The 6,312-nt window shown below is 54.9% G+C and carries 3 protein-coding genes; 2 read left to right on the forward strand and 1 reads right to left on the reverse strand.

Translation table 11 applies throughout. The features are described from left to right. Positions 1-1,165: 1,165 nt before the first annotated feature. Positions 1,166-5,674 carry an RHS repeat-associated core domain-containing protein gene (locus LGZ98_RS22740; RefSeq protein ID WP_262978642.1) on the forward strand — a complete coding sequence of 1,503 codons (4,509 nt, stop codon included), beginning with the start codon at positions 1,166-1,168 and terminating at the stop codon, positions 5,672-5,674. A gap of 4 nt (positions 5,675-5,678) precedes the next feature. Next, on the forward strand, positions 5,679-6,026 hold the full coding sequence (locus LGZ98_RS22745) for a hypothetical protein (RefSeq protein ID WP_011147332.1): 348 nt from the start codon (positions 5,679-5,681) through the stop codon (positions 6,024-6,026). A 46-nt stretch (positions 6,027-6,072) separates the two neighbouring features. Here the strand turns inward: LGZ98_RS22745 and LGZ98_RS22750 are convergent, their stop codons facing one another. After that, the gene (locus LGZ98_RS22750; RefSeq protein ID WP_228940707.1) at positions 6,073-6,270 is read right to left on the reverse strand and encodes a DUF7706 family protein; all 198 of its coding nucleotides are present in this window, start codon (positions 6,268-6,270) and stop codon (positions 6,073-6,075) included. Between the last annotated feature and the right edge of the window lie 42 nt (positions 6,271-6,312).

The following is a 6,312-nucleotide window of genomic DNA, read 5'->3' on the forward strand; positions in this document are numbered from 1 at the left end:
TTGAGTTAATCCGGTTAAATATTTTTACTCTTATTATTGGATTAACGCGGTCACGTTGTGAATCAACTCAGGACCGGTTTTGCCTGATGTTTTCTCTTTCAATATCAATATAGCAGCGAATTTTTTACCCGTTTTTTAAAAACCTTAATCACTTATTTTCACCTTTAATGATTAAAGTTTTTACCTGCTTTTTCATAATACGCGGACTATTTTTTCCAGATGTTAAAACGACACTGACAAACCATAACCGGTTTTTTAACGACGGTTTTATCATATGCAGATAAAGCGTACCTTATCTTACCTGAATGAGTGAAAATTTCTGTCACGCTTTGCTTTCAAATCACATAAAAAACGACAAAGCACATGATTTAATCTGAGTGAATCTTAACGTTACGAAGTCAATAAAAAGCGCTAAAACGAAATGTTAAAGACAGTAAAAACAGCGTTAAAACCCTGACGGTGGTAGCAAAATGTGATAAAAAAGAGTTTAATGTCCATGAAAACGGTCAGTACACATTTTTTCGTTTTATGATTAATGAAAACTTAATAGTGATAATCGAAGCGCTAAAAGCAGATACAGCATAATGCGGTGTCCGTTGCTTCCATTTAATAAAATTCAGATTTTTGGTGAGCGCAGCTGGTTAAAAAATTTGGGATTTATGTCACATTTATTAAGTTAATAAAATGTTCATCACCCAAGCAGACGGGACAACATAAGTTTTTTGTTATATGTTCCTGACTGGATATTAAACACATAAAATGACTTATCAGTTCAGTTATCTTAACAGCAATGGAATATCCCCGACGTTGTCTGTTCATACAGGTTATCAATAAGACTATCAGCGACAAACTGCTAGCGCCTTTATAGTTCTGACGTAACTTGCCCGAGGCTCTTTGACCCTTGGGTAGCTTATAACTACGCGCCGCATGCCGGGCAACTGTGCTGTGCGTTGTAAACCTCAAAAATGATAAGGGAAGCGTGATGTCATTCCAAAAAAACCAATGCAGGCGATTTAGCGCCGAACAAATCTCTGACCGCCTGAGTGCTCAAAGCGCTGGCGGTCTAACATGCAACATGCCCTCAATCCAGCTAAAACAGCGGCTCACTATCATGACCTCGTTTCAGCCCCGTTTTAGTGATGAGCCATAATGTCCGGGAGGGGTCATGAGTGTATTGATGATGGCCTGGCTGGGGGCCGGCGCCGCGCAGCGCGCAACCAGACCAGAGACGACCGCCGCGGGGAATGCTCCGCCACCGACCGAAAGCAGCGCGTCGGCCGATACGGCGCTGAATTATCTGGAAAGTGAGGATTTTCAGCGTCATTCGCTGGCGGCGGCGATAACGTATACCGTTGCGGTAGGCGGCGCCTCCGCCGCCCTCCCGCTGGTCGCCGGGGTGGCCGCCGGGAAGCTGGGGGCGCAGATAGGCAATGATATCGGCGAAAGCCTTACGCATGGCGTGATGGGGATTCTAGGCCCTCACATGGGCCTGCGCACCGTCGCTACCGAAGGCCAGGCCCCGGCCCGCCTGGGGGATGCGATTGCCCACCAGAATAAAAGCGCCGGATTATGGGGGGCGCTGGGCGGCGTGGTGCTCGGCGCGCTGGCGGCGGTGGCCGTCGGCGGGTTAATTGTGGCGACCGGCGGCCTGGCGATGGCCGTGGTGGCCGGGGCGGCGGCCGGGCTGGCAGGCGGTTTTGTCGGCGGACTGGTCTCGGCCGTGGGCGCGGCACTCGGGCAGTATGGGGCGAATAAGGGCCAGATTGTCGAAGGCTCGCCCAATGTCTTTTTTGAAGGTCAGCCGGTGGCCCGGCAAGGGGACAAAATTGCGTGCAGCGACCACCCCGGCCCGGTGGTGATTGCCGAAGGCGCCAAAACGGTGTTTGCCAACGGCAAGCCGATTGCCCGGCTGGGCCACCGCACCGCCTGCGACGCCAATATCAACAGCGCGGCGGCCTCAATTGCCATCACCCCGCAAACCGGTGAGGCCCTGACTATCCTGACCGCCAACAACAAAGACCTGCGCTGGCTGGTCGCCATTGCCGGCGTGCTCCCGCTGCCGCTTGGCCGGAAAGGCAACGGCGGCAAAGCCAAATCCGGGGCGGAACCTGCCCCGTCGGTGAAAAAAACCGGCTGTGACCGTCAGCTTTGCAGCAAAGCCGGGGAGCCGGTAGACGTGGCGACCGGCGACTTCCTACAGGTCTGGCCGGTGCTGGCGTTGCCGGGGGTGCTGCCGCTGACCCTGAACCGGACTTACCGCTCCACCGCCGCCCTGGCCGGGCTGTTCGGCCCCAAATGGGCCGATGACTGGTCGCAGCACCTGCGCCGCGACGGCGAGGAGACTCATTTCACCGACGGCGAAGGGGTGATTTACACCTTCCATACCCCGACGGAAAACGTCTTCTCGGTCAACCTGCATGCCGGCCATTACCTGCTGTACGGGCAACGCGACGGCGAGCTGCGCCTGTTTAACCGCCGCGCCCAGCAGATACTGAGCTTTGCTGAGGTCCAGGGGGATAAACGCCGCCTGTCCCTGATAGAGGACCGCAACGGCAACCAGACCGTCTTTCATTACGATGAACACCACCGCCTGACCCGCCTGGTCCATGCCGACACCACGACCCTGGCGCTGCACTACGAACACCAGCAGCTCACGGCCATTGACTGGCTGCACGCCGCACAGCGCCAGCGGCTGGTGACCTGCCGCTATGATAACCCAGGGTATCTGGCGGAATGTGACACCTTTCAGTTTCACCACCTGTGGCATGAATACACGCCGCAGGGGAACATGACCCGCTGGCACGACACCGATAAAACCGATGTCACCGTGCACTATGACAAAGCGGGCCGGGTGACGGCCACCACCACCCCGCAGGGATACTGGCAGGACCGTTTTGAATACGATGACGACCATAACATCACCACCTATTTCGATGCCGAAGGCGGCTGTACCCGCTACCACTATAACGCCGACGGCTTAGTGACCCGCCAGGTCGACCCGCTCGGCCATGAAACCCGGACCGAATGGGATTTCAGTCACAAAGTCGCCGAAACCGACCCGCTGGGCCGGACCACGGCGTATGAGTATAGCCCTTACGGCGAGCTGACCGGCTGGCTGTCACCCATCGGGGACCTCACCGCTTACGATTACAATGAATACGGCCAGCTGACCCAGGTCACTCAGCCGGATGGCGCCCGCTGGCGACTGCATTACAGCGAACAGGGCAACCTGGACAGCGTTATCGACCCCCAGGGGCGGGTTGAAGAGACCCGTTACGGCCCGCGCGGGGAAATCCTGCGCCAGGTCCTGCCCGACGGCCGCGCCTGGCGCTACGGCTATGAACGGCAGCAGCTCAGTGAAATTCAGGCCCCGGACGGCGCCCTGACCCGGTTTGACAGCGACGGCTTGGGCCGGCTGCTGCGGGTCACCGACGCGTTACATCAGCAGACCCATTATCACCACAGCCCGTTTCATGCCAGCCCGGCGGGCAGTGTCAGCGAGATACATTTACCGGACGGCCTCCGGCAGACCATTGACTACGACAGCGAGCGCCGGGTCTCGGCGGTGACTGACGGGGAAGGCCGGACCACCCGCTATACCTATGACGCCTTTGACCGGCTCAGCCACCTCACCCGCCCGGATGGCACGGCCCTGACCTTCGGCTATGACCGACTGACCCGCCTGAAAACCGTGACCAACGAAACCGGTGAAACTTACCATTACACCCGTGACTCGGCCGGGCGGGTGATTAGCGAAACCGATTTTACCGGCCGGACGATTCACTATCAGTATGACGCGGCCGGGCGCCGCCTGACTGCCCGTTACCCCAATCACCAGCTGCTGCGCTGGTGTTACACCGACGACGACCGCCTGACCCGCCAGGAAGCGTGGCAGGAAGAGGATGACCGCTGCGCGTTATGCTCAGTCACCACCTACGACCACGACGCGCAGGGACGACTGGTCCGGGCCACTAACCCGGACGCGGTGGTGGCGTTTGCATACGATGAGGCCGGCCGTTTGACCCAGGAGACGATTAACGGGCGTGTCGTCAGCCATCAGTGGGACCCGCAAAGCGGCCTGCCCACCGGCCGCCAGGTGGGCACCCAGCCCGCGGTCAGCTGGTACTACGGCCTTAATGGCCGGCTGATGCAGTGGCAGCTTGACGGCCATGCCCCGTTGCAGATGCAGCATGACGGGCTGGGCCGGGAAATCGCGCGGGAAAGCGCCGCCGGTTTTATCCAGTCACAGGCTTACACCCCGGTCGGGCTGCTGGCCCATCAGACCGCCGGGCGCAGCTCCGACTGGTTTAAACAGACGCTGTACGAGGCCGACCCGCATTTCCCGCCGCGGGGCAGCGCGGTCACCCGCCACTGGCATTACACCCCGGCCTACAACGTGGCCTGCATTGAAGACCCCCGCTGGGACGAGACGCGCTACGGCTACAATGCCAATGACCAGGTGGTGACCGCCCAGTTTGGCGGCCCGCGGGCCTGTGACGAACAGTTTGTGTATGATGCCGGCCAGCATCTGCATTACCAAAAACGGGTACCGGAACGGCTCAGTGAAGACCTGCGCCAGAGCTACCACACCCAGCAGGCGGGGCGGGTGATTCAGCACGGGGCCTGCGCTTATCGCTACGATGAAAACGGGCGACGGACAGAGAAGACCGAGCAGCGACGGGGCTACCGGCCGCGGACCTGGCGCTACCGCTGGGATGCGCAAGACCGGCTAACCGGGGTTATCAGCCCGGAAGGCACCCGCTGGCGTTATGGCTATGATGCCTTCGGGCGACGGATTAGCAAGCGGAAGGAGACAGACACCGCCGGACCGCCGGTGAAACCGACCGCGATAATCGGCTATGATTACCTGTGGAGCGGGGAGCAGCTGATTGAAGAGACGCCGGTATATGCGGACGGCACCGTCGGGTATGAGAACAGCATTCACTGGCTGTATGAGCCGGGTACCCTGACCCCGCTGGCACGGCATGAAAAAGGTCAGCTATACTATGTGGTGAGTGATCACCAAGGAACGGTGCGGGAAATTCTGACCGAAGCCGGGGAGCTGATATGGGCCGGACGACTGCTCACCTGGGGCGAGCCGGAATGTTGGCCGGTGCTGACGGTCAATGACCCGCGCAACCTGACGTGTAACCTCCGGTTTTGTGGCCAATATGAAGACACGGAAAGCGGTTTATTTTATAACCGGCACCGTTATTACGAGAGGGAAACAGGCCAGTACTTATCGCCGGACCCTTTGAATCTTAGTGGCGGATTTAACCCGTACAGCTATGTCCATGATCCGGTGAATTGGATTGACCCATTCGGGTTGGCGGGTTGTCCAACACAAAAATATGAAGTTAGTACATTCTATGATTTACAGAGACGTTCTAAGGTGGGTGATAAATTAGATATCCACCATGCGGCTCAAAAACATCCTGCGGGGCAAGTAATTACTGGTTATGATCCTAAAGTAGCTCCATCAATAGCTCTCCCTAGAGGAGAACATAAACTGATTCCTACAATGAAAGGACCATATACGGGATCGGCTAGAGATTTATTGGCAAAAGATATTAGAGACTTGCGCAATTATACTAATGCTCCTCCTTCAGCAATAAAAGATTTGCACAATTTAAATAAAGAAATGTATCCAGAAGCCTTCACTAAAATAAGGTAATAAGATGAATTCTCAACTATTTGTAGATATATTAAAGCTTGTAGTAAGAGATGCTGCTATCGAAGACACTATCTCAATACTTGAATCTCCCCCAGGTAGAAAACCACAAAGGGAACTAATTGAACTATCTGATTTTTATAATGAAAAATCGAAGGAAGAGAAAGAGATAATCAATAAAATAATAAGAATAGTAGCTGATAATACATTGTTCGGTATTCTTTGTGTTATTGATGGTGTACGTGCAATAGAAAATGATGAAAATAAAGGTGAGCTAATATTGACCTATAAAAAGGAAAGTATAGTTAACTTAAATAAAAATAGTAATCTGCACGATATATATAATGCTAGTTAATTAATAAAGCCGGAAGATCCCCGAGATCTTCCGGCCTTTTTATGATCTACCTTGGTGCATATCCACGGTAAGCCAGAGCAGATTGAAGCTTAGAGATCGCATCTTTGATCTGATACGCTTCCTCATCATTCACCGCGCAAGCCCGTATCTCTGACCAGTTCAGCCGCTTAACCAGTTGGGCCAGGGCCAGCGCTTCAATGTGGGTTAACTGAATGTCCTGTAAATGTTCAATCGCTGTCGTCATCTCATGTTCTCCCCTTAACCCGCAAAACCACTTATTAACGCC

The sequence above is a fragment of the Photorhabdus kayaii genome (assembly GCF_025384895.1).
GTDB lineage: Bacteria > Pseudomonadota > Gammaproteobacteria > Enterobacterales > Enterobacteriaceae > Photorhabdus > Photorhabdus kayaii.

What these genes read in the sequence shown, in the direction of transcription:
- LGZ98_RS22745 (WP_011147332.1), top strand. Translation starts at nt 5,679, where the DNA reads ATGAATTCTCAACTATTTGTAGATATATTAAAGCTTGTAGTAAGAGAT.
- LGZ98_RS22750 (WP_228940707.1), bottom strand. Translation starts at nt 6,270, where the DNA reads ATGACGACAGCGATTGAACATTTACAGGACATTCAGTTAACCCACATT.
- LGZ98_RS22740 (WP_262978642.1), top strand. Translation starts at nt 1,166, where the DNA reads ATGAGTGTATTGATGATGGCCTGGCTGGGGGCCGGCGCCGCGCAGCGC.